Here is a 24,323-nt window from a genome sequence, read left to right as displayed (position 1 = left end):
AACAAGATGAAAAGGTTTGGTAAAGATTGCAAGTATTGGCTCTGGTGCGTGATTGTGGCACTGGGTGTTACATCGTGCAGCGGAAATGACGAACCGGGTGGAACAGGCAACAACACGCCCTCCTACCCGGTAACTATCGACACGACGTCGGTATTGGTGCAGCGCATCCTGAGTCGTACCGACTTGGTGACGAAAGTAACGCGGGTGACGACCGAAGAGCGTTTCCCCGGGCTGGTGCTTTCGGAGATTGACTTCAACACGGCCAAGGCCCGGCAACATGCCTATGTGGCCGAGGTCGATTTGTCGAAACTGACCATTGCCACCACTACACCCTATGGCGAGGTGAACGTGATGCCTACCCGGGTGAACACGATTCCCGAGCAGGCCAAGTATCTCGAGAACTCGGGCCGTCGGGTACATGTGGCGGTGAACGGTGGCTTTTGGGTATACAAAAAGGCTTCGGACGGAGAGATTACGCTCATCAAGCCCAAGGAGCTCTTTTGGAAAGACGGTTATCCGTTGAGCGACTGGTGGCAAGACCCCAATCACGAGTTTACCGTCTATATGACGCGCGACGGCAGTGTCGACATCGACGTGGCCAGCAACGTGGTCAAGCGCAGTGCCGAGATTTATCAGGCATTGGGCGGTCTGGGTTGTCTCATTCGCCGCGGCGTGTTCAACGACGGCATCAGCAGCATAGGTACCTATCTGTGCGATACGCATCCGCGCACGGCCATCGGGCTCTCCGAAGACAAGCAGACGCTCTATGTCGTGGTGGTCGACGGTCGTCGGGTGAACTATGCCGAAGGACTCGACATCTACGAGTTGGCCGACTTCATGTGGGGCATAGGCAGTTACGATGCCGTGAACTACGATGGCGGCGGCTCTTCGATTATGGTGCTGCGCGACGAGAATGTAACCGACCGGGCCTCGTTCGTGGTGCGCAACCGGCCCTCCGACGGCACCCCTCGCGCCGTGGGCAACGGCTTTGCCATTGTCGAGAAATAAGATACGTGTGTGAATGTTCCCCCCTTTGCACAGGGGGACGCTGTATTTCGAATAAAATCGGCTCTATCGGGAAGTTGGGAAAATTTTTCGATAGCTTGTACAGGCAGAGGCAGACCGTGGTTTGTCTCTGCTCTTTTTTTGCACTATCTTTGCGCCGGAGTGGGAGGTTACCTCTCCTGTGGCCGTGTTGTCGATGAGGCATGCAATGGCCGGTTCTAAAACAAGAAAGCTATGAGTGGTTTGATGTGTAAGACGCTGTTTATCGATTTGGACGATACGATATGGGATTTCCAGGCCAACTCCAAACTGTCGTTGCGGCAGGTGTACGACGAGTTTTCGCTCGGGCGTGCATTTACCGGTTACGAACAGTTCGAGAAGCTCTACATGACGGCTAATCACGAGTTGTGGGAGGAGTATCACCACAATCGGGTGACGAAAGATTTCCTGATTGTGGAGCGTTTTGCCCGTCCGTTTCGTGAGGCGGGCAGTGCGTTGAGCGGCGACATGGACTTCATCATGGCTCTCAACCACCGCTATCTCGATGTGTTGGCCCAGCAGAAGACGCTGGTGCCGGGGGCTATCGATCTGCTCGATTACCTCACGGCCAAGGGCTACCCGCTCTACATCCTGAGCAACGGCTTTGCCGAAGTGCAGGCTCGCAAATTGCAGTCGGGGGGTATCGATCGCTATTTCAAGCGGCTCATCCTCTCTGACGAGATAGGCATCACCAAGCCCGACCGCCGGCTCTTCGACTACGCCTTGCAGGTGGTGGGGAGCACCGCTGCCGATACGGTGATTGTGGGCGACAACTACGACGCCGATATTCTGGGGGCGATGAATGCCGGGTGGCGGGCCATCTATTTCAACCGTGACAACTTGCCCGTGACCGGGCCTCAACCCGACTATATGGTTACCGAGCTTTCTCAACTGAAGGCAATTCTGTGAGGCGGTGGCGGTTGAGTATGCCCGTGGGTATGGGAGGCGCCGGTGTGAGCCGGAAACTCCCGTCGGTCCTGTTTGGGTTTAATCTCGATTTTGTTTCTTTTGAGTGCGTCGAGCCTGCTCTTCGGTCCAGTCGTAGGAGCGCTGGCGATCGGCTTCGGTGACGGGGCGTATGACGCGGCAAGGGTTACCGCCGGCGATGACGTTGGCCGGGATGTCGCCGGTCACCACGCTGCCGGCTGCGATGATGGTATTGTCGCCGATGGTCACGCCGGGGGCGATGGTCACGCCGCCGCAAATCCACACGTTGTTGCCGATGGTGATGGGCCAGGCATACTCGAGCCACTGGTTGCGACGCTCCACGTCGATGGGGTGGCCGGCAGTGTAGAGGCCCACGTTGGGGGCAATGAGTACGTTGTCGCCGATGGTGATGGGGGCCTCGTCGAGCATCACGCAGTTGTAGTTGGCAAAGAAGTTTTTGCCTACGTGGATGTTGTGGCCGTAGTCGCACAGGAAGGGCGATACGATGGTGAACCGTTCGGGCGTGGTGCCCAGAATGTCGCGGAGCAGCTGCTCCCGCTCCTCGGTTTGCGAGGGTAGCAGGCGGTAGTTGAGTTCGAAAAGTTTATCGCGGGTGGCAAACAGTTTTTGCAGCAGTTCGGGAGCCGAGGCGTCGTACAGTTGCCCTCCCTCCATTTTTTCTTGTTCGGTCATCATCGGTTAAGGTTCGTTTAGGAAGTGAAGGCCGTCGATTTTCGACAGCCGGTTTTTGAGGTTCTCCATGCGGGAACGGCGTATGCGCAGGGTCATCTCGCAATCCATGTCGAAGAGTTGCGAGACGATGGTGGGCCCCTCCTCTTTGACGACACGCATCACCTCGTTCATCAGGGGGTATTCGAAACCGAACTGCACCTCGTCTTCGACCAGCCGCTCCACGATTTCGTTGGCGGCGATGGCTTCGGCAGCCGCTTCGCGGTAGGCCACGATGAGTCCGCTGGTACCCAGCTTGATGCCTCCGAAGTAGCGTATCACGACGATGAGGATGTCGGTCAGGTTGGCCGAGTTGATTTGCCCGAGTATCGGTTTCCCGGCCGTCCCCGAGGGTTCGCCGTTGTCGTTCGAGCGGAACTGGGTGCGCTCGTGTCCCAGCATGTAGGCCCAGCACACGTGGCGGGCATCGTAATACTCCTTTTGGTATTTTTCGAGTTCACGCTTCACCTCGTCGACGGTGGTCACGGGGATAGCGAAGGAGAGGAACTTACTCATCTTCTCCTTGTAAATTCCCTCCGAGGTGCGCGATATGGTCAGGTAGGTGTCATCCATATACAAAAAAAGAGCTTACCTCTGCAAAAGTAAGCTCTTTTTGGGGAATACGCAAGTATCAATATTTGTGTTCGTTGCTCTCCATTTCGCTGGCGGTGATGGGCTTCTTGTCCATGGCCCGCCATACATAGACGATGTAGGCCAGTACAAAGGGGATGAGCAGCGATACTACGCTCATGGTTTTCAAGGTGAAGAGGCTCGACGAGCTGTTGCAGATGGTGAGCGAGCTCTGCATGTCGGCAGCCGAAGGGTAGTAGGGGGTGTGGTTGTAGCCGGCGATGAAGAAGAGGCTGAGAACCACCAGCACGGTGCCGATACCCGAGAACCAGATGCCTCGGGTGAAGTGCTGCCCGAATACCGAGCGGATGAGGGCATAGAGCACCAGCACCACACCCACGAGGAACATGAAGGCTACCCACGGCATTTCAACGAAATTGTAGAAATATTTGTAGGGCCGGGTAAATACCTCGCCGGTGAGCGGGTTGGTCTCGTAGCCGGTAGCCATCAGGGTAGCGGCCACGAACGAGAGGAAGAAGAGCACGAACACGATGCCGTTGACCAGCACCTGTTTGCGTGCCCGTTCGAAGAGGGTATCGTCCTTGATATTGTTCATGAAGTAGAGGGCTCCTTGTGTGCGGGCCAGCAGGAGCACCGTGATGCCCAGCAACAGGTTGCGCACGTCGAGCAGAGCCTCCAGGCCGTTCCAGTCGTTGGTCCAGCTGCTGATGACCGGTGCCCCGGGAGTGGTGAGGTTGGCCTTGTCGACCACGAAATCGGCTCCGGTGAAGAAGGTACCCACGGCTACGCCCAGCAGTAGGGGGCCCACCACGCCGTTGACAAAGAGGAAGGCGTCGTAGGTCTTTTTGCCCAGGAAGTTGCCGCTCTTCGAACGGTATTCATACGATACGGCCTGTATGATGAAGCTGAACAGGATGGCCATCCACAGCCAGTAGGCCCCGCCGAAACTGGTGGAGTAGAAGAGGGGGAAGGAGGCGAAGAAGGCCCCGCCGAACACCACGAGGGTGGTGAAGGTGAACTCCCACTTGCGGCCCAGCGAGTTGACCATCATGCTCTTTTCAATTTCGTTTTTACCCATGGTCGCCAGCAGCGATTGTCCGCCCTGCACAAAGAGCAGGAATACCAGTATTGCGCCCAGCAGCGAGATGAGAAACCACCAGTATTGCTGGTAAAATAGTTCGTTCAGTTCCATAGCGTGTCTTTATTTTTTTTCGGTTCCTTTTTTGATTTGTTTCAACATGATACCCACCTCGGCGATGAGCAGGATGGTAAAGAGGGCGGCAAAGAGCCAGAAGGTGGTCTGTACCGAGGCTACCTCGATTTTCGAGATGGCGGCGAAGGTAGGCATGATGTCCTGGATAACCCACGGTTGGCGGCCCATCTCGGCCACAATCCAGCCGGCTTCGAGGCAGACGTATCCCAGCGGAATGGTGAGTATGGCTACCCACAACATCCATTTGAGGTTATGCAGTTTCTCTTTGTAGGAGAGGATGAGCACGAGGATGAAGAAGAGGATAAAGTAACCGCCCAGGATAATCATGATGTGGAACGAGTAGAAGACAAACGGCACGTGGGGAATGAGCTGTTCGACCGAGTCGACATAGCCGTAGCCGAAGTATTCGTAGTTGGCATCGAGTCGGGCCCGGGCCTCATTCATGGCCGTGGTGTCGTTGTTTTGCCGGGCCGTGTTGAAGTCGGCCAGAGCGGCGATGGCCAGGCGGCCGCGCTCCATCTTCTCCTGGGCCGAGAGCGCGATAATCTCCTCACCCTTGAGGTTCTTGTCGGGGTAACCGCCGTCGATGATGTCGTTGATACCCGGCACGAAACCGTCGACCTGGCGCGTAGCCAGTATTGAGAGCAGTTTGGGGATAGGTATGTCGAAGAGAAACTCCTTCTCGTTGTTGTTGAACTCCTTGGCCGGATTGAGAATACCGAAGGCGATAAGCTCCTGCCCCTCCTTGCCGTGGTAGACACCCTCCATGGCAGCCAGTTTCATGGGTTGCTTGTCGGCTACCTGATAGGCCGAACCGTCACCGGTGTAGGCTACGACGAGAGCCCCCACCAGACCTACCCAGGCCCCCACGCGGATGCTCTGTTTGGCCAGGAAGTTTTCGCGATTCTTAAGCAGATACCATGCACTCACGCCCACGACGAAGATACCGCCCAGCACCCAGCCGGCCGATACGGCGTGGAAAAACTTGTTGACAGCTACCGGCGAGAGTACCAGCGCCCAGAAGTCGTCCATGACATTGCGGGCAGTCTCGGGGTCGAACTTCATGCCCACGGGGTATTGCATCCACGAGTTGGCTACCAGAATCCACAGCGCCGAAATCGAGGCCCCTATGGCGGTGAGCCAGGTCGAAGCCAGGTGGAACCGTTTGCTCACTTTGTTCCAGCCGAAGAACATGACGGCGATGAAGGTCGCCTCCATGAAGAAGGCCATGATGCCCTCGATGGCGAGCGGCGCCCCGAAAATGTCGCCCACGAACCAGCTGTAGTTGGACCAGTTGGTACCGAACTGGAACTCGAGAATGATACCGGTTGCCACCCCGATGGCGAAGTTGACGCCGAAGAGGGTCATCCAGTATTTGGTAATGGTTTTCCATCGTTCGTCGCCGGTACGGTAGTAGATGGTTTCCATGATACTGACGATTATGCCCAACCCCAGCGTGAGGGGGACAAACAGCCAGTGATAAATAGCGGTGAGTGCAAATTGTGCCCTCGACCAGTCTACGAGCGTGAAAAGATCGTTCATAACTCCTGTGATTGTTGTTGTTGAGAATTATTGGTATTGGTGAGATTTTCGATGACGGCATTGGCCCGCTCCTCGTCGGTATCGAACTCTTTTTGCAAAATGTTGGGGAAAAAGAAGAGCCGCAGGATAAAAAACATGATGAACAGTTTGATAAGAATGATTGCCCAAAGTGTTTTTCCCAAGGTCATCGATCGGAATCCTTCAAGGTAGAATCGCCATACGCGCACTACGAAATTGTCGTTTTTCAAGGTTTGGTTTTCTTCCATAAGTGTATTGTATGTAGATGAAGAAAATTTTCGCAATATTCGGTAAAATTTGTGATTGATACAAATTTATAACCGTTATTTTTTATTACGAATCAATACTTTTTTCACAAGTAACGATTGGGGTGCAGGTTTGGTTTGGAATAATTTCCAAGAAAAAATAGAACAGTATCAATAATTTGTGTTACCTTTGTCACGCATTGGTTTCGAAACCCCGTCCGGGGCGTAGAATGAAAAGGGAATCGGGTGAAAATCCCGAACAGTCCCGCTGCTGTAAGCTCCCGTAGAGGTGCCGAGAATACTTGAAAGCCACTGATTATGACGATTGGGAAGGCCTCGGTTACCGGAGTAAGTCAGAAGACCTGCCATGCTTTTAGTCATTAGCTTTCGGGGGGTAGAGCTTGTGAATCTGCGGAAGGGTGGCCTACACGCGTCCGTCTGTTTACACCGACTTGTATCGAAAGAACCCGCTCCGAGGCTGTTAAAAAATAGTCCGATGGAAAGACTTTGTCGTTGGGTATCGTTTGTGTGTGCGATTGGGGTACTGGCTGCTCTGCCCGTGCGGGTGTGGGCCGATGAGACTTCGTCGACCGACTCGATACAGACCCGGTCGCTGGGCGAGGTAATGGTCACGGCCAACCGGTATAGCGAGGTGATACCCTCACAGAAACTCGCCGGCAAGGAGCTGCAGGCCCTCAACAGCTTTTCGGTGGCCGATGCCATACGCTACTTTTCGGGTATACAGATTAAGGATTACGGCGGTGTGGGCGGTTTGAAGACCGTCAACATCCGCAGCATGGGTACCAACCACATGGGTGTATATTACAACGGCATCCAGTTGGGCAATGCCCAGAACGGCCAGGTGGATCTGGGAAAATTCTCGCTCGAGAATATCGAGGAGATTTCGCTCTACAACGGGCAGAAGAGCGAGATATTCCAGTCGGCCCGCGAGTTCGGTTCGGCCGGTTCCATCTACCTCACCACCCGTCGGCCCAAGTTCAAGCCGGGCGAGAAGTCGCACCTGAAGGCCTCGTTCAAAACGGGGTCGTTCGACCTGGTCAACCCCTCGGTGCTCTTCGAATACAAGCTCAGCGAGAGCGTGAGCATGACCTTCAACAGCGAGTGGACCAACTCGAGCGGTAAGTACAAATTCCGTTACAAGCGGGTTACCCCCTCGGGCGAGGTGGCCTACGACACCACGGCTACCCGGCAAAACGGCGACATCGATGCCGTGCGTTTCGAGGGCGGTCTGCAGGGCTATCTCTCCAACGGTTTTTGGAAAGCCTACGTCTACCATTACAGCTCCGAGCGGGGTATCCCCGGCGCCATCGTCAACAACGTGTGGCGCAACGGCGAGCGGTTGTGGGACCGCAACACCTTCGTGCAAGGCGTCTATCAGCAGGATATTACCCGCAAGTACAGCCTCAAGGTCAATGCCAAGTATGCGTTCGATTATACCCACTATGTGAACAACGACGACAAGCTGATGCGGGTCGACAACCAGTACAAGCAGCGCGAGGTCTACGTGTCATTGGCCAACAAGTATTCGATACTCCGCAACTGGGACGTGTCGGTGGCCTACGACATGCAGTGGAACGGGCTGTCGGAGTACCTCTCGGCCAGCCGCTACACCCACTGGATTTCGGCCGCTACCGCCTTCTCGCTGGCCGACCGGCTGAAGATGCAGGCCAGCGTGCTGGCTACGCTGGTCGACGAGACGGCCGAGGGGCAGACCAAGGCTCCCAACAAGAGCAAGGTGACACCCGCCGTCTTCCTCTCGTACCAGCCGCTCAAGCGATACAACTGGGTGCTGCGAGCCTTCTACAAGCAGATATACCGCATGCCCACCTTCAACGACCTCTATTACACCGATATGGGCAACTCGGCCCTGAAGCCCGAGAGTGCCACCCAGTACAACGTGGGCTTTACCTATGCCGTGGCACCCAAGACGGGATTCCTCTCGGGATTCCATACCGGTGTGGATGCCTATTACAATCTGGTGAAGGACAAGATTGTCGCCTATCCCAAGGGGCAGCAGTTCCGCTGGACCATGCTCAACCTGGGGAAGGTCGACATCCGGGGTGTCGACGTGCAGGCCACGGCCACCTTCCGTCTGCCGCTCGAAATCGGGCTGATGACCAAGGTGCAGTATACCTATCAGGAGGCCATCGACATCACCAACCCCAGCGACAACTACTACCGCGACCAGATACCCTATATCCCCTGGCACAGCGGCTCGGCCATTCTGGGGCTCACCTACAAGGATTGGGGCCTCAACTACAGCTTTGTCTACGTGGGCGAGCGGTACAACCAGCAGGAGAATATCGAGTATAACTATGTGCAGCCGTGGTACACGAGCGACATATCGCTGGTGAAGTCGTTCAAAATCAAAGCTGTGAATCTGAAAGTGACGGCCGAGGTCAACAACCTGTTCGACCAGGCCTACGACGTAGTGCTCAATTACCCCATGCCGATGCGTAACTATCGGTTTGGCATAGCTATCGAATTATGATGAGAGGCAGAATTTTACATATAATTATCGGGATGATGCTGGCGATGCTGGTATCGATGACCTCGTGCCGGGAGGACGATGTGATTGTCCTCACCGAATACGAGTCGTTGCCGATGCTCGACCGTGAGTCGCCCTTTGCCGGGCTCTATCTGCTCAACGAGGGCAACATGGGGTCGAACAAATGTACGCTCGACTTTGTCGACTTCGAGCAGGGGCAGTATGCCCGCAACCTTTATGCCGAGCGCAACCCCAATGTGGTCAAGGAGCTGGGCGACGTGGGGAACGACATACAGATTTACGGTTCCAAACTCTATGCCGTCATCAACTGCTCGCACAAGGTCGAGGTGCTCGACGCCCGTACCTGCCAGCGTATCGGCCAGGTCGATATTCCCAACTGCCGGTATGTGGCCTTCGACGGCGGCTACGCCTATGTGTCGTCTTATGTGGGGCCGGTTGGCATCGACCCGAATGCCCAGCTCGGCGCCGTCTTCCAGGTCGACACGGCCACCCTCGAGGTGACGGCCGAGGTGACGGTGGGCTATCAGCCCGACGAGCTGGTGGTGCAGGACGGCCTCATCTATGTGGCCAACTCGGGCGGATACCGCAAGCCCAATTACGACTATACGGTCTCGGTGGTCGACATCGCCACGATGACCCAGATACGCAAGATTCCCGTGGGGATAAACCTGCATCGCATCCGGGCCGACCGCTACGGCAAGTTGTGGGTATCGTCGCGGGGCGACTACAAGTCGGTGCCTTCGCGCCTGTTTGTTCTGGAGAAGGACCAGCGCACCGGCCGCATGGAGGTGAGCGACACGCTCGATATTCCGTGTAGCGAGATGGAGATTTGCGGCGACTCGCTCTACCTCTACAGCGTGGCCTGGAGCGATATATCGCAGGAGAACCGGGTGACCTACGGTATTGTCGACGTGCGCACCGGCCGGTTGGTATCGGACAACTTCATCACGGACGGTACCGAGACCGACATCGAGGTACCCTACGGATTGAAGGTGAATCCCCAGAACGGCGACATTTATGTGACCGACGCCAAGAACTACGTGTCGAGCGGGAATCTGCTCTGCTACGGTCGCGACGGACGGTTAAAGTGGAAGGTCCGCACCGGCGACATTCCCGCCCACATGGCTTTTTTGAGCAAAAACTAACTCTTGAATATGAAACGAATTTTCTACTTTCTGTCGATTCTCTGGCTCGGTCTGCTGACCGCCTGCCAGAACGACACCCCCGCTCTGATTTCGCTGGGGCTCGACGATACCTATGTGGTAGAACGCATGAAGAAGTTGACCCTCCACCCGCAGTTTACGGGTGAGCGGTACGAGTGGCACCTTTCGTACGAATCGACGGTGGTCGACTCGCTCGTGGCCACCACCCGCGACTATACCTTCGTGGCCTACGAGACCGGTACCTACTGGCTGAAGCTGAACATCTACGACTCGGCCAACCCTGTCGAACACCTCATGCAGATTGTGGTCCGCCAGGAGGAGGTAGCTTACAGCCCCTACATCACCCGGGTGCATGAGTATCGCCCGGCTCCGGGGCAGTTTGTCAACGAGCTGCCCGAGTATAGCGAGGGCGATACCGAGGAGACCATGCGGCAGAAGGCCGAGGACTGTCTGGCCTACAATGCCGGTACGATGGTGTCGCTGGGCGGTTACGGCGGTTATATCGTCGTGGGATTTGACCATACGATTGTCAACCGTCCCGGCGAATACGACTTCAAGGTCTTGGGCAATGCCTTCTACTCCACGGGCAAACCCACTGCCGCATCGGGCGGCAGCAGCGAGCCCGGTATCGTGATGGTATCGGTCGATGTCAACGGCAACGGCCTCCCCGATGACGAGTGGTACGAACTGGCCGGCAGTGAATATCACAAGGAAGAGACGGTGAAAAATTACGGAATCACCTATTACCGCCCCGACGAAAACAAGACTCCGGTGCCCGGTACCGATACCAGCGTGACCGACTCGACCTATGTGCGCTGGACCGACAACCAGGGCGGGACCGGCTACGTGTCGAAGGTCGTTTTCCACAAGCAATCCTATTACCCGCAGTGGCTCTCCGACGAGACGCTCACGTTCGAGGGCACCCGCTTGCCCGACAATGCCGTCGACGAGAGCGGCAACGGCTCTTACTATGTGCTCTATGCCTACGATTGGGGCTATGCCGACAACCACCCCAACGACAGCGAAAAGTCCAACTTCAAAATCGACTGGGCGGTCGATGCCGAGGGCAATCCCGTGCATTTGCAGGGCATCGACTTTATCAAGATCTATACCGGTGTCAATCAGTTCAACGGCTGGTTGGGCGAGTGCTCGACCGAGGTGGCCGGAGTGACCGATTTGCACATCGAGGAAAAGTAAGAAAAAGAGAGATAGAATAGTAAGAATAAAATAGCGTATAGTGCGCACCGGTTCGGCCCGTTGAAGGCCGATTAAAAGGGAATCGGGTGTGAGTCCCGAACAGTCCCGCTGCTGTGAACTCCATCGAAAAGGAGCCGAGAGACAAGTCACTGATCCGTGCGATTGGGAAGGCCTCGGCTGCCGGAGTGAGTCAGAAGACCTGCCGTGCGTATTGTCCCGATAGCTTGCGAGGTATGAGCTGTGGCAAAAAACGATTCCGGGCCGGCAGGCCGGAGGCGGTTCCATGGGCAGGGGTAAACCATATCTTGCAAGTATTGAAATGGCAAAAACGATTGTTCAATTTTAATACTTAAAGATTTAACCGAAATGAAAAAGATTTATGTTTTCATGCTTTTGCTGTTTGCGGTGATGCAGTTGCCGGCACAGATACTTGTGCAGGGGCGGCCGCACCCTACCGCCGTGCAGCAGGTATCGCCTCGGGCTATTGCCGATGGAACCTTCACGATGGAAATGATTGAAAACTGGACCGGCGAGGGCGCCAACCGGGCGGCTCTGGCGGTGCAGTGGAATGTCGACGGCGAGGAGAGTGCCCTGGTGTGGGGCTTCCGCTGGGACGGCGAGGCTACCGGCGCCACCATGATTACGGCCATTGCGGCAGCCGACCCGCGGTTTGTCATTGCCTCGGAGTCGGGCACGGCGTTCGGCAGCACGGTCTCGGGCTTAGGCTACGATGTGAACAAGAGCGGCGATTTTGCCATCGTCAAGGATGGTGAGGTGCGGCAGGCCAACGAGTTGGGATTGATACCCATGTCGGGCTACTCCTACGACGGGTGGAGCTGTACCGACCCCGAGGACTATTGGCAGTCGGGGTGGTATCAGGGCTACTGGTCGTACTGGACGAAGTCGGCCGATAGCGATTCGTGGTATTACAGCAACATGGGAATCTCGGGCCGTAAGCTCACCGACGGGTGTTGGGACGGTTGGAATTTCTCGGCCGGCATGCAGTCGTATGACTGGAAACCGCTGGCCGCTGCCGCCAAGAACGGGCTCACCGAACCCTCGATAAAGAGTCAGCCCGAGAGCCTGGTGGTGTCGCCGGGCGAGCCGGCCGCTTTTGTGCCGGTATTCCGGGGCGACAGCCTCACCTATCAGTGGTATAAGGACAAGGTCGCCATCGAAGGGGCCGTGAAGGCTGTCTACTCGATAGCGTCGGCTACGACGGCCGATGCCGGCAGCTACTATTGTGTGGCCGGAAACCGGCTGGGCTCGGTATCGACCGACCCGGTCACCCTCACCGTGGGCGAAAAGGCCGTGGTGGCCATTCCGGGCGAGGCTCCCCACACGGCAGTCATCATGTATGACGACTCGTATGCAACCTTTTCGGGCACCTTGACCATACCCGCCACGGTCGAGCTCGATGGCCAATCCTGTACGGTGACCGCCATCGGCGACATGGCTTTCATGGGGTGTACCAAACTGACTTCGATAGAGCTCCCCGCCACGGTGCAGACGATAGGCGAGGGGACTTTCTACGGCTGTACGGGGCTGACTGCCGTGGCGCTGCCCGAGTCGGCCGCCACGATTGGAGCCGAAGCCTTCGGCGGTTGTACGGCACTGACTACGCTCACGACAAACGAAAATCTCAAGACTCTGGGACGTTCGGCCTTTGCCGGCTGTACGGCTTTGACCGCCGTAGCGTTGCCCGACGGTCTGACTACCATAGAGGCTCTGGCTTTCAACGGCTGTGCCAAACTGGCTTCGGCCTCGCTGGGCCATTCGCTCACGCAGGTAGGCGATTCGGCCTTTTACGGCTGCTCGGCTCTGGCTGCGGTGGAGCTTCCGGCTACGGTGACACGGGTGGGCGATTATGCCTGTTACGGTTGCAGTGCCTTGCAGAGCCTGACCCTGTCCGGGCAATCGGCTTTGCGCGAAATCGGGAAATATGCCTTTGCCGAGACGGCCATCGCCTCGGTGTCGCTGCCCGACGGGGTGACCTCGCTGGGCAGCCATGCCTTCAGCAAGTGCGCTTCGCTCACGACCGTATCGTTGGGCAACGGCCTCACGACTGTCGGCGACTATGCCTTTGCCGACTGCAAGAAGCTGACGTCGCTCACGCTGGGCAACCGGCTCACCGCCATCGGCGACCGCGCTTTCGACAGTGCCGGCCTCACCTCGCTGGTATTGCCCGCTACGGTGCAGACGATAGGGGAGTGGAGTTTCTTCAACTGTCCGCTCACGACCCTTACCCTCAACGACGGGTTGCAGTCGATTGGCAGCCGTGCCTTCTATGGAGCGGCGATACAGACCCTCGATATTCCCAACAGTGTCACCATGCTGGGCACCTATGCCTTCAGCAACTGCAAGAAGCTGGAGACCCTCACCGTGGGGAACGGCATCACCAAGATTGGCGACTATGCCTTCAACTCCTGCACGATGTTGTCGCAGATTGCCTGCCCCTCGGTGACCGAGATAGGAGCCAGTGCCTTCAAAGGGTGTTCGGCGTTGAAGTCGTTGCCCTTGAGCGACCGGATTGTGACGCTGGGAGCCTCGGCCTTCTCGGGCTGTACGGGCATTACCGAGTTGACGGTGCCCAACAGCATCACCTCGATAGGTTCCTACGCCTTTGAAAAGTGTACGGCATTGACCTCGGCCACGCTCGGCACGGGCATTGCTGCGGTACCCGACTATGCCTTTAGCGGCTGTACGGCTCTGGAATCGGTGGTATTGCCCGCCAACATTACGGCGATAGGAAAATATGCCTTCCAGAACAGCGGCCTCAGCCAACTGCCCCTGACCGAGCAGATTGTCGAAATAAGGGAGTATGCCTTCAAGGGGTGTGCGAAGTTGACCGAGGTCGATATTCCCGACCGGGTGACGACGTTGGGCGGCTATGTGTTCAGAGAGTGTACCGGCCTGCGTACGGCACGCATCGGCGGTGGGGTAACTTCAGTTCCCGACTATGCCTTCTACGGCTGTACGGTGCTCGACTCGGTGGTGCTCTCCGACCGGATTGTCGAGATTGCCGACTACGCCTTCTACAACTGCCGCGGGTTGAAACGATTGCCCGATGCTCCCGGAGTGACCACCTTCGGCCGCTCGGCCTTCTACGGTTGCACGGGGCTGGAATCGGCTCAATTTTCCGATAAGGTGACCACGCTGGGTTCGGCCCTCTTCTCGGGCTGTACTTCGCTCACCTCGATTGTGGTGCCCGACGGGGTAACTTCGTTGGGAGCCTCGGCCTTCTACGGTTGTTCGGCCCTGCAGTCGGCCGAGCTGGGTACCGGCGTGAAGGCGCTCGAATCGAACCTCTTCAGAAACAATACCTCGCTCACCCGGGTGGTGGTAAACGGCGCCATCGCTTCGGTAGCAAACTATACCTTTGGCGGCTGTTCGGCCCTCGAGAGCCTCTACATCAACAGCGCGCTCCCCTCGGGGGCCAGCTCGAACACCTTCGACAAGGTGCCCGAGAGCTGTAAAATCTATGTGCCGGCCGAGTCGTGCGGCGATTATGCCGAGGCCAACTACTGGAAGGCGTTCGACATACAGCCCTGGCTCACCCAACTCTCCATCGTATCGACTGCTCCCGAGATGACGCTCGACGGTGGCGAGTTGCTCGAAATCGACGGAAAGACAACCACCTTTGCCATCACCTTCAATCGCAGCCTCGTGGAGGCCGATGCCGTTACGGTCCGCCTGAAACAGGGCGATACCGAGCTTGCCGGGCAGACCTTCTCGCTCTCGAGCGAAGGGGCCGTGCTTACGCTCGTGCGTGAGGGCGAGGAGCTCCCGGCCGGCGACTATACGCTGGTGCTGACCACCTCGACGGCGACGCTCCGAATCTCCTTCCGGGTGGCTACTCCCACCGGCATCGAGGGTGTCGGGGCCGACAAGGTGGTGCTGACACGCGAATACTATTCGGTCGACGGCAAGCGGTTGCCCGCTCCCGTGCCGGGTATCAATCTGGTGAAGGTCGTGTATGACGACCATTCGGTAGAGGTTTTGAAAGTGTTTGTAAATACCGACCTCAGACGCTGAGCGACCGAGGTCATGGCATAGAGGGCAACCTCCCGGGGCTCGGCTCCGGGAGGTCCCCTCAAAAAAAGAGATAGAAGAGATGAAACGCTATGTACTCCTTTTGACCGCCTGGGCGAGCAGCCTGTTTGCGCTCGTCGGGGCCTACCCGCTGGCCGATATTGTCAGTTGGACCGGCGAGGGCGATACCGAGGTGGCGCTGGTGATTGCCTGGAACGACGGACGGTCGCCCGAGGCGCTGGCCTGGGGTTATCGGGGTACCGTCGAGACTACCGTCATTGCTATGCTCAACGAGGTGGTGAAGGCCGACCCGCGGCTCTTCTCGCTCACCCGCCGTCAAGGCGGATATACGGTCGACGGCCTCGGCTTCGACCTGAACGGCGAGAATACCGTCGCGCTCGTTGTGGGCGGCAACAGCACCTATCCCAAATACCAGACTTCGGGTCTCTTCACCTCGACTCCCGGCAACTACAACCGCTGGACCTGTACCGATGAGGAGGACCACTGGAATTCGCCTTCGGAGGCCGAGCCCGGGGTGTGGCGCTGTCTCGAACAACAGCCCGACGGCACTACGGTCGAGGCCGATGTAAATGCCACCCGTCTGCAAGCCGGCGCTACCTATCTGTTTCTCTACGAGAAGGCCGACGGCAGTCGCCCCGACTATACCGGGGCCGTGGCGGTGGAGCCCTACGAACAGGCCCCCGTCGATTACACGCAGGGCCTCTTTCTGGTCAATGAGGATTGGTATGGCTGGGACAACGGTACGGTCAACTTCCTCACGTCTGACGGACGTTGGGTCTATCGGGCTTTCCGTCGGGAGAATCCCGGCGAAACGCTGGGGGTGACCACACAGTATGGCGCCATCTATGGCGGGCGTTTCTTTTTTGTCTCGAAGCAGGCCAGCAGTACGGCCGATGCCTCGACCGGCGGTCGTCTGGTCGTAGCCGATGCCCTCACCCTGAAGAAGGTGGCCGCCTTCGACGAGATAGGGGGCGACGGACGGGCCTTTGTGGGCGTGGATGAACACACGGCTTACATAGGGACCTCGTCGGGTATCACCCGCTTCGACCTGGAGTCGATGAGCCTGGGCGAAGAGATTGCCGGGACCGCCAGCGAGGGCGGCCTCTATGCCGGACAAATCGGTGCCATGGTGCGGACCGGCGGCTATGTGTTTGCCGCCAAGCAGGCGGTGGGTGTGCTGGTAATCGATGCCACAACCCACACGTTGCACACCACAATCGACATGCCTACCATCTCGACCCTGACGCTGGGACGCGACGGTGGCGTGTGGGCCGCCGATGCCACGTCGCTCGTGCGCATCGATGTGGCTACACTCGAGACCCGAAGCCGCCTCTTGCCCGACGATTGCCGGGTATCCAGCACCTGGGGCGCGTGGAATGCGGGCAGTTTGTGTGCGGCATATCGAAATAATTTTCTTTATTTTGCAAACGAAAAAGGAAACCAAATTGCACGTTATCATATTCCGACCGACGAATTGGATGCCGACTTCTTCACCCTGCCCGACCAGGACAAGGCCTATGTGCAGCAGTTCCAGGGTGCCGGCCTGCGGGTAGACCCTCGAAACGACCGCCTGATTGTGACGGCGACCCAGAGCGGATACCTGTCGCACTACATGAACAACTGGGTGCATGTGGTCGACGGCCTTTCGGGCGAGCTGCTCGGTACGATAGAGCTCGAGCCCTACTACTGGTTCCCGGCCCTGCCGGTATTTCCCGACAACGAGGCGCCCGTCATCGCTCTTCCCGACCGGCTGTCGATAGGCCGTGAGCCGGTAAAAATCTCGTTGCTCGAAGCAGTGACCGATGCCGACAATCTGTCGGCCTCCATTGTGTCGGCCGTCGAGGTCGAGGATTCCTCGGTTGCTACGGCCCGCATCTCGGGCTATGACCTCACGGTGAGCGGCGTGAGCATAGGGGATACCCGCTTGACCCTCACGGTCAACTCGAACGGGAAAAAGGCGACCCGCACCGTCGATGTGCAGGTGACCGAGGCGAGCGGTATCGACGAGGCGATGTGTACTGCCGTCGAGGCCTGGCCCAACCCGGTGCACGACCGGCTTACGATTGTAGCCGTCGACGGTTCGGTATTCGGGCTGGTCGACCTGCGGGGCATACCCGTTTGCCGGGGTGTCGTCTCGGGTGGAAAAGCGGCCGTCGACCTGTCGTCCATTGCGCCGGGCATCTATGTGCTGACCGTCCAAAATGGCGGTAGCGTGAAAAATATGCGAATTGTAAAACGATAGTTATCAATCAATTAAATCATATAGCAATGAAGAAAATTTTACTTGCGTTGGCTGTTCTTTTGAGCGGCATGGCTTCGGCCGAAAACATTGTGTTGGATTTGTCTACCCCCAATGAACCTATTAATTATGACAAAGATGGCTTGTGGACCGAGGTCTTTAATGATAAAGCCAAGGTGAAATCCCAAGAGTTTACGTTTGCACACAGGTCGCCCTTTCCCCAGTATTCTTGCGGATTCTTTGCCAGTAAGATGACCACCATTTTAGCTTCGGCCGATTATGACGACCAATATGGGTGTATGGCCAAAGGGGGAGTAGCCGGTGAAGGTACTCCCTATCTGGGCGCATATTGGGAAACCAGTAATGAAACCGAAGACTGGAAATCGTGTGAAGTAAAGATTTCGTCTCCTCATTATGCCGTAGGTTGCTATGTGTGCAACAGTCCCTATTCCTATTATGTAATGAAAAACGGGAATAATTATGCCGCTAAATTTGAACAAGGTTCCTGGTTCAAGTTGGTAGCTCATGGCCTTGACGGGAATAGAGACGAAATAAGAACGGTTGAATATTATCTGGCCGATTACCGTTCGGAAAACTCCGACGAGTGGAAACTCAACGACTCGTGGGAATGGGTCGACCTGAGCTCACTGGGCAAGGTGTCTTCGATTTATTTCACGATGGAGTCGAGCGATACGGGCGAATGGGGCATGAATACACCCGGCTATTTCTGTCTCGATAAACTCACGGTGTCGACCGAACCTTCGTCGGTCGAAGAGCCTACGGTAGCTGCCGTTAAAGCCTACTACAATCGCGCCGATGGTGCCGTGCGCATAGAGTCAGCCGAGCCGGTTATGGCTGCTGTATACAACATGAACGGTGCTTTGGTGCTGAATCAGCATGTAGAGGGTACGGCTGCAATCGACATGAGCGCTTGTCCTTCGGGCGTATATGTAGTGCGCTGTGGCGATTATAGCGTGAAGATTGTAAAATAAATTTTATAGCAAGTGTATGATAATTTATTAGTTAAGTCCCTACTGCCATAGGGTATGGCGCCTCCGGCGAAGTGATTCGACGGAGGCGTTTCTTTTTTTTTTGATAGTCGTAATAGCTTGTATAATAGATGTATGGCTGCGCTTCTCAGGCCAAAAGTATTCGAGAAATCATTTTTTTTCATTTCTCCAGTAGGGGGAAAACAGACTCGGTGCGTTATCCTATCGAATCGCCTTCCACCAGAGTGGAGACAGAGGCGGACGAAATGAAATAATCCATTAAAATGAATTTGTAAATGAGAAGAATATTACTTGCTTTAATTGTAACTGTTATCTGGCCGATTACCGGGGCAAAGATTCCAACACCTGGACTTTGAATAAATCGTGGGAGTGGGTCGATTTGAGCCCGCTGGGAAGAGTCGCTTCGCTTTACTTCACGATGGAGTCGATCCGCCCAGGCGAGCGTGGACCCAAGACCCCGACCTACTTTTGCCTCGACCGTCTTACGGTTCTGACTGCGCCCTCGTCGGTCGAAGAGGCTGTGGCTCCTGCCGTCAAAGCCTATTACGACCGTGCGGCCGGGGTAGTGCGGGTAGAGTCCGATCGTCGGGTCGACGCCACACTTTACAGCCTGAGCGGAACTCCGGTTGTGACTCAGCCGATAGATGGTACTGCAACTATCGATATGACAGCCTATCCTTCAGGTGTTTATGTAATACGCTGTGGCGAGTACAGAGTGAAGATTGTAAAGTGACTTCTATAAAAAGTGTATGATGATTATTGTTAGCTAAGTCTCTACTGCTACAGTGAATGGTGCCTCCGGCGAAGTGATTCGACGGGGGTGCTCCCTTTTAAAGGGGCAGGCCTTCCCGGGGATTGAGCAGGAGCAGGATTTGTGCGATGATATGCTGTTTCCATTGAGGCAGAAACCGGGCATACTCCTCGGGATTGTCGTGGAAAAAGAGCTTTTTCGAAAGGTTACGGCTGAGGAACGGGAAGGTAATCTGGCTGTAAAAAGTCATAAAGAGGAACTGCATCGGTACCTTTTCGAGATGGTTCTTGTCAATCTCCTGTTTGAGCAGCTCGCCGATGTGGCTCAGGTACTGGTCGAACTTCAGGATGTAGAAGGTATCGATGAGGTGATTGACGTCGCGGTGAATCTCGCCGACGATAAATTTGGGTAGCGAGGGGTTGGCTGTGAAGATGTCGAAATAGATGTCGATAATCTCTTCCAGTTTCTTTTCGAATGGTTTGTCTTGCGAAAAAATGGCATCGATATGGGGCAGGAAATTGCTCACAATCGAGGCAAAGACCGCCTGGAACATTTTGTCTTTTGTCCTGAAGTAGTAGTGCAGCGTGGGGCGGTTTATTCCCACGACGGCCGCGATGTCGCTCATCGAGGTTTGCTCGAATCCTTTTTCGATAAACTCCTGTTTGGCCGCTTCGATAATGCGGGTTTCTATATTTTCGGTTGCTCCGCTTTTGGGGACGGTATGTGTCGGTTGGGTTTTCATGGTCGTTAGGCTCTTAAGTGGTGGGTGAAAAGCAACAATCGGTTGGTTACATTCACGCTGCTTACACCGCTGTCAAAATCCAAAGATAATAAATTTAATTCAGGATAGAGCATGCGCAGTCTCTTTTCGATGCCTTTCGATACAATGTGGTTGGCAATGCAGCCGAAAGGTTGTAGCGAAATGACATTGTGAATACCCTGTTTTGTAAACTCGATGATCTCGGCCGGGAGCAGCCACCCCTCGCCGAACTGGGCGGCACCCGATACTACGCCTCGGGTGTTTGCAGCCTCTTCGTAGATGTCGCTGAAGGGGACGAAGTAGCGGAACTCCGAGCCCGTGCGGTTGAACTGCGCTATCCGTTTGTCGATGAGCCGATAGGCCATCCGGGAGAGGAAGTGGGGGATGTGCTGCTTCGACAGGTACATCGACTCCTTGTTGTCCCGGTTGACGAATCCCTGCATGAAGAAGGGCAACAGCAGCGGCGGGGCAACCTCGATGCCCTGTTCGGTAAGGACGCGGACCACGTGCTGGTGGGCAAAGGAGTTGAACTTCAGGAAAATCTCGCCCACTACGCCTACGCGGGGGCACGTTTTGTCGAGGCAGATGCCGTTGAAATCCCGAGCGGCCCGGGCTGCATATTCGACCAGCAGAGACGGCGTGTTGTCGAGGATAGGCTTCTCGGCCATGGCCAGATATTGGTCGCGCAGACGGGCTGCGGCTCCCGGCTCCCGTTCCCGTACGACCGAGGCGTGGTAGAACTTGGAGATGGTATCGGTGTAGAGCAGGGCATTGAGGGCTACCGACAGTATCTTGCCCCACTTCAGTTCGAATCCCTCTTGTTCGTTTACGGCCTTTCGTCCCAGCCTCAGCGTGACGACCGGCACATGGCCGAACCCGGCATCGAGCATGGCCCGCTTGATAAGGGCCAGGTAGTTGGTGGCGCGGCACTGTCCGCCGGTTTGGGTGATGGCTACGGCCGTGTGGTCGAGGTCGTATCGCCCCGATTCCAGTGCCTTGATGATGTCGCCCACGATGAGGGTGGCCGGGTAGCAAACCTCGTTGTTGGCATATTTCAATCCCGTCTCGGCCGAAGCGGCATCGCTCGGAGGCAGCACTTCGACGTCGTATCCCGACAGTTTGAAAAGCGGTACCAGCATGGGTGTGATGTACTCCGACATGAAGGGGGCGATGATTTTTCGACGGCGGTCGCTCTTGTGGAATACCTGGGTCGTGCGGAATGCTTCGGTCGTGACGGGGCGATTGTTTTGTCGCAGGCTCTCGACCAGCGAGCGTACCCGCAGTTTCAGGGAGCCTATGTTGTTCACGTCGTCGATTTTCAACAGGGTGAATGGCTTGCCGTTGCGGTGCAGGATGTCGCGGATTTCGTCGAGCAGGAACGCGTCGGGGCCGCAGCCGAAGGAGGTCATCTGCACGAAGTGAATATCGTTACCTTGTCGGGCCACCCATTCGGCGGCCTTCAAGATGCGGTTCATGTAGGCCCACTGTTTGACGAGGTAGGTGTCGTGGGTATCGATTCCGTCATCTCCCCGCACGATGTCGTCGGAGATGACATTCACCCCCAGGTTGGCAATCATCTCGGAGAGTTTGTGCTGTACGAGCGGGTCGGTGTGGTAGGGGCGCCCGGCCAGTAGAATGACAGGTTCGCCCTTCTGTCGGCTCTCCCGTACGATGGCCTTGGCCTTTTGTCGGATGTCGATGGTGTATTGTCGCTGGGCTTGCCAGGCCTGCTTCACCGCTTCGCGGGCCTGTTCGTGCGGGATACCCAGTGTAGCCAGGTAGCGGGTGCACTGCTTGGTGAGCAGGTCGATGTCGGCAAAGGTGATAGCCGGCGAGTCGACCGGTATGTCGGGCGACATGGCACTGCGTATCACGTCGGAATATCCGGCTACGATGGGGCAGGTATAGCTGTTCGACATCTTTTCGTCGCTCTCGTGTTCGTAGACAACATAAGGGAGGAATATGCGGTCGACCTTCTTTTGTACGAGATTCTGGATGTGGCTGTGCACCAGTTTGGCCGGGAAACAGATGTTGTCGGACATGACCGTGTGCAGTGCCTTTTCGTAGCTGACGAAAGTCGACAGGTCGGAGAGCACGACCCGGATGCCGCAACGGGTGAAGAGGGCGTGCCAGAAGGGATAGTTCTCGTAGAGATTGAGTACCCGGGGAATCCCCACGACCGGCGAGCCCTGTTCGGGAGTCGCCCGGTCGAAAAGCAACCGGTACTTGTAGGGGTAGATGTTCTGGCCGGGATTTTCGCTTTCGCCCCGGTTGGTGAATATCCGTTCGCATTTGTTTCCCGAGTAGAAGGTGTTGCCGTTGGGGAAGGTGTAGCGGCATACGAAGCAACGGTTTTCGCAACCGCCGCACTGAATCTGACGACTGGTGTAGCCGGTCGAGGCAAGCAGCGAGTCGAGTGTGCGGGGTGCCGACTGCCGTTCCAGCGCCTGAAGGACACAACCATAGGCCCCCATCAGTTCGGGGTGGTTGCTTCGGGCTACCTGTCGGCCGGTTTCCAGTTCGAAGGCCCGCACGATAGCGTCGTTGTGCATGGTGCCTCCCTGCACGACAAGGGTATCGCCCAGCTCTTTGCTGTGCTTCAGTTTCAGTACCTTGTAGAGGCAGTTTTTTACGACCGAGTAGGAGAGGCCTGCGGCAATGTCGGCAATGGTGGCCCCTTCGCGCAGTACCTGTTTGATTTTCGAATTCATAAATACCGTGCAGCGGGTCCCCAAATCGCAAGGTCGCGAGGCGGTGCAGGCGGCTTGGGCAAAGTCGGAAACCTTGTAGCCGAGCGTGCGGGCGAAGGTCTCGATGAATGAACCGCACCCCGACGAACAGGCTTCGTTCAGCTCCATGCGGATGATGGCTCCTTGCTTGACAAAGATGGCCTTCATGTCTTGCCCGCCGATGTCGAGGATAAAACTTACCTCGGGCTCCATCTGCCGCGCAGCCTTGTAGTGGGCCATGGTCTCGATCATGCTCCCGTCGAGGGCAAAGGCCGCCTTGATAAGCTCTTCGCCATAGCCGGTCGAGCACGAGCCGATGATGTCGAGTCGGGTCTGCCGGTCGTCGCACTGTTTCTTCAGTTCGGCGAGTCCCTGGCGAACCGCCTCGATGGGGTTGCCCAGATTGGGGGCGTAGTGGGTGAAGAGGATAGCTCCGTCGGGGGCCACGGCTACAATCTTTGTCGTGGTAGAGCCCGAATCGATGCCGAGTACTGCCTGCTGGTGTCCCGGTGCAAGCGGCCGTGAGGGCCAGTTGTAGCGGGCCTTCTCGGCTTGCCATCGCTCATACTCTTGAGCCGAAGCAAAGAGGGGAGGCAAAGAGGCCTGGCGGGGTGTGTCGTTGTGCCGGGCGATGGCTTGTGACAGGCGCGAAAGCGAGGTGACTTGGTTCTCATCGGCACACAAGGCGCATCCCAGAGCGGGCAGCAAGTTGCCTCCGGCCGGGAGGATGAAGTCGCTCTCGGCAATTTGCAGGTAGTCGGCAAAGGCCTTGCGCAGGGCCGGGATAAAAGTGAGTGGGCCGCCACACAACAGGATGGGCGGGCGGAAGGTCCATCCCCGCGACAGTGTGACAATCGTCTGCACGGCTACGGCATGGAAAATCGAGGCGGCAATGTCGGCGAGAGGGACGTTGCGACTGACCAGGTTTTGGATGTCGGTTTTCGAAAATACACCGCATCGGGCAGCGATGGGATGGATGTGATCGGCCTGCAGGGCCAGTTCGTTCAATCGCTCGATGCTCACGCCCAACAATACAGCCATTTGGTCTATGAAGGCTCCTGTGCCGCCGGCACAGTTCCCGTTCATGCGCAGGTCGATATTCTCGCCTTGAAAGAGGACTACCTTGGCATCCTCTCCACCGATGTCGATCAAGGCCGAGGCTTCGGGGTATCTCTCCTGAGCGTACCGGGTGGCGGCTACCACCTCCTGTACAAACCCGGCCTGCAACTGTTCGGCCGTGCCCATACCTACCGAGCCGGTGACGGCGATGGCCGTAGTCACGTCGCCCAGTTGCTCGCGGGCTTCGCGAAAGTAGGTTTCGAGCAATCGGTTTACTTGAGCGTTGTGCCGTTCGTAACGCGAGAATACTACCTGTCCGTGGTTGTCGAGAATCACCATCTTGGCGGTCGTAGAGCCAACGTCTAACCCTGTTCTGTAATAGTTGGTCGCTTGCATGAGTCGATGATTTGAAGTCAAAAAAATAATTTGTCTTATATGTCTGACTATACTGTCAGACGCAAATGTAGAGATTATTCTTTGACCTTGGAACTCTTGTTAAATTTTTTTGGCTTTTCGGGTAGGA

The 24,323-nt window shown here is 56.5% G+C and carries 16 protein-coding genes and 2 riboswitches; of the genes, 9 read left to right on the top strand and 7 right to left on the bottom strand.

Going from position 1 to position 24,323, the window contains the following annotated elements; translation table 11 throughout:
* The first annotated feature begins 6 nt into the window (after positions 1-6).
* Together Q1K76_RS09950 and Q1K76_RS09945 are read left to right on the top strand one after the other, a co-directional pair.
* Positions 7-1,008 carry a phosphodiester glycosidase family protein gene (locus tag Q1K76_RS09950; RefSeq protein ID WP_300132973.1) on the top strand — a complete coding sequence of 334 codons (1,002 nt, stop codon included), beginning with the start codon at positions 7-9 and terminating at the stop codon, positions 1,006-1,008.
* Positions 1,009-1,239: 231 nt separating this feature from the next.
* Positions 1,240-1,953, top strand: coding sequence for a YjjG family noncanonical pyrimidine nucleotidase (locus tag Q1K76_RS09945; RefSeq protein ID WP_087408775.1), 714 nt, complete (start codon positions 1,240-1,242; stop codon positions 1,951-1,953).
* A gap of 78 nt (positions 1,954-2,031) precedes the next feature.
* On the opposite strand, the gene Q1K76_RS09940 is transcribed toward Q1K76_RS09945, so the two are convergent.
* The 5 genes from Q1K76_RS09940 to Q1K76_RS09920 are packed head-to-tail and all read right to left on the bottom strand — an operon-like array spanning position 2,032 to position 6,312.
* Positions 2,032-2,667 (bottom strand): sugar O-acetyltransferase, encoded by a 636-nt coding sequence (locus Q1K76_RS09940; protein WP_300132970.1) that lies wholly within the window; start codon positions 2,665-2,667, stop codon positions 2,032-2,034.
* Positions 2,668-2,670: 3 nt separating this feature from the next.
* Complete coding sequence (locus Q1K76_RS09935; protein WP_087408827.1) at positions 2,671-3,273, bottom strand: YigZ family protein; 603 nt, start codon at positions 3,271-3,273, stop codon at positions 2,671-2,673.
* A 58-nt stretch (positions 3,274-3,331) separates the two neighbouring features.
* Positions 3,332-4,483, bottom strand: a complete 1,152-nt coding sequence (cydB, locus tag Q1K76_RS09930) for a cytochrome d ubiquinol oxidase subunit II (protein WP_300132968.1) — start codon at positions 4,481-4,483, stop codon at positions 3,332-3,334.
* Between the two features lie 9 nt (positions 4,484-4,492).
* Positions 4,493-6,046: a cytochrome ubiquinol oxidase subunit I gene (locus Q1K76_RS09925; RefSeq protein ID WP_087408773.1), complete on the bottom strand. Its 1,554-nt coding sequence runs from the start codon at positions 6,044-6,046 to the stop codon at positions 4,493-4,495.
* Entirely contained in the window at positions 6,043-6,312 is a 270-nt protein-coding gene (locus Q1K76_RS09920) for a DUF4492 domain-containing protein (RefSeq protein WP_087408772.1), read from the bottom strand. The genes Q1K76_RS09925 and Q1K76_RS09920 overlap by 4 nt, the downstream gene beginning before the upstream one ends.
* Before the next feature lie 181 nt (positions 6,313-6,493).
* Positions 6,494-6,694, top strand: a riboswitch (cobalamin riboswitch).
* Positions 6,695-6,805: 111 nt separating this feature from the next.
* Between Q1K76_RS09920 and Q1K76_RS09915 the strand changes: the two genes are divergently transcribed.
* The 7 genes from Q1K76_RS09915 (at position 6,806) to Q1K76_RS09885 (ending at position 19,234) form a co-directional block, all read left to right on the top strand.
* Entirely contained in the window at positions 6,806-8,821 is a 2,016-nt protein-coding gene (locus Q1K76_RS09915) for a TonB-dependent receptor (protein WP_087881022.1), read from the top strand.
* Positions 8,821-9,984: a DUF5074 domain-containing protein gene (locus tag Q1K76_RS09910; protein WP_300133026.1), complete on the top strand. Its 1,164-nt coding sequence runs from the start codon at positions 8,821-8,823 to the stop codon at positions 9,982-9,984. Before Q1K76_RS09915 ends, Q1K76_RS09910 begins: the two co-directional genes overlap by 1 nt.
* A gap of 9 nt (positions 9,985-9,993) precedes the next feature.
* On the top strand, positions 9,994-11,199 hold the full coding sequence (locus Q1K76_RS09905) for a cell surface protein (RefSeq protein ID WP_300132965.1): 1,206 nt from the start codon (positions 9,994-9,996) through the stop codon (positions 11,197-11,199).
* A gap of 31 nt (positions 11,200-11,230) precedes the next feature.
* A riboswitch (cobalamin riboswitch) is annotated at positions 11,231-11,421 on the top strand.
* A gap of 144 nt (positions 11,422-11,565) precedes the next feature.
* Positions 11,566-15,234 (top strand): leucine-rich repeat protein, encoded by a 3,669-nt coding sequence (locus tag Q1K76_RS09900; RefSeq protein WP_300132963.1) that lies wholly within the window; start codon positions 11,566-11,568, stop codon positions 15,232-15,234.
* Between the two features lie 79 nt (positions 15,235-15,313).
* Positions 15,314-17,494, top strand: coding sequence for a DUF5074 domain-containing protein (locus tag Q1K76_RS09895; protein WP_300132960.1), 2,181 nt, complete (start codon positions 15,314-15,316; stop codon positions 17,492-17,494).
* A 26-nt stretch (positions 17,495-17,520) separates the two neighbouring features.
* Entirely contained in the window at positions 17,521-18,483 is a 963-nt protein-coding gene (locus Q1K76_RS09890) for a DUF4465 domain-containing protein (protein ID WP_300132957.1), read from the top strand.
* A gap of 304 nt (positions 18,484-18,787) precedes the next feature.
* Positions 18,788-19,234 carry a DUF4465 domain-containing protein gene (locus tag Q1K76_RS09885; protein WP_300133023.1) on the top strand — a complete coding sequence of 149 codons (447 nt, stop codon included), beginning with the start codon at positions 18,788-18,790 and terminating at the stop codon, positions 19,232-19,234.
* A gap of 97 nt (positions 19,235-19,331) precedes the next feature.
* On the opposite strand, the gene Q1K76_RS09880 is transcribed toward Q1K76_RS09885, so the two are convergent.
* The gene (locus tag Q1K76_RS09880) at positions 19,332-19,994 is read right to left on the bottom strand and encodes a TetR/AcrR family transcriptional regulator (protein WP_087408765.1); all 663 of its coding nucleotides are present in this window, start codon (positions 19,992-19,994) and stop codon (positions 19,332-19,334) included.
* A 5-nt stretch (positions 19,995-19,999) separates the two neighbouring features.
* On the bottom strand, positions 20,000-24,196 hold the full coding sequence (locus Q1K76_RS09875; RefSeq protein ID WP_300132954.1) for an acyl-CoA dehydratase activase-related protein: 4,197 nt from the start codon (positions 24,194-24,196) through the stop codon (positions 20,000-20,002).
* Positions 24,197-24,323 lie beyond the last annotated feature (127 nt).

The sequence above is a fragment of the uncultured Barnesiella sp. genome (assembly GCF_946496565.1).
In the GTDB taxonomy this organism is placed as follows: domain Bacteria; phylum Bacteroidota; class Bacteroidia; order Bacteroidales; family Barnesiellaceae; genus Barnesiella; species Barnesiella merdigallinarum.
The sequence above is the reverse complement of the archived record's forward strand: the minus strand, read 5'-3'. Positions and strand labels throughout refer to the sequence as shown.